At 67.3% G+C, this 605-nt stretch carries 1 pseudogene; it reads left to right on the top strand.

From position 1 onward, the window contains the following. Window positions 1-289: 289 nt before the first annotated feature. Window positions 290-605, top strand: a pseudogene (locus JCM25156_RS26640) (tetratricopeptide repeat protein); the annotation flags it as partial.

Here is a 605-nt window from a genome sequence, read left to right as displayed (position 1 = left end):
CTGTCCATTCCCCTGTCTGGCTGTATGGGGGTGGGCTGTGTAGCGTGGCGGGATGGTGTATCGTGGCGGGACGGGCCATCCGGTCATGCGGGTGGGTGTCAAGCGCGTCATCGGCGCCCCACTCCACATACAGGCGCAACAGGGTTATGGAATCAGTCATCGGATGGATATGTCCCCTACCGACACAGGTAATGCAGGCGCGCGCCGCCCCGCCGTCAGGCGCAGGATTTGGCAGCGGACGCCGCACGCGGTAGATTCTGGCGTCATGCTCTTACCTCGTCTGTCACGCATGGTCGTGGCCTCCCTTGTTGTACCGCTCCTGGCCGGGTTTCCCAACCGGGAAATGCGGGCCGCCGCGCCGGATGACGCCATCATGCAGGCCGGGCAGCAGGATCTGGCCACCAGCCTGCTTGTCGGCAGCGTCGCCGCCAGCGAGGGGGATAACGCCGAAGCCGCGCGCGCGTTCAGTACCGCCGCGCGTCTGGCCCCGGGTTTCCGCCTGTTCAGCGAACGGGCGTTTTTCTACAGCATCATGGCGGGCAGCCCGCAGGCGGCGGCCCTGGCGCCGGAGCAGCCCGGCGGGGTCATGCCGGAACTGGTCATGG

This window comes from Komagataeibacter kakiaceti JCM 25156 (assembly GCF_000613305.1).
This window is presented reverse-complemented; position numbering and strand designations above follow the sequence as displayed.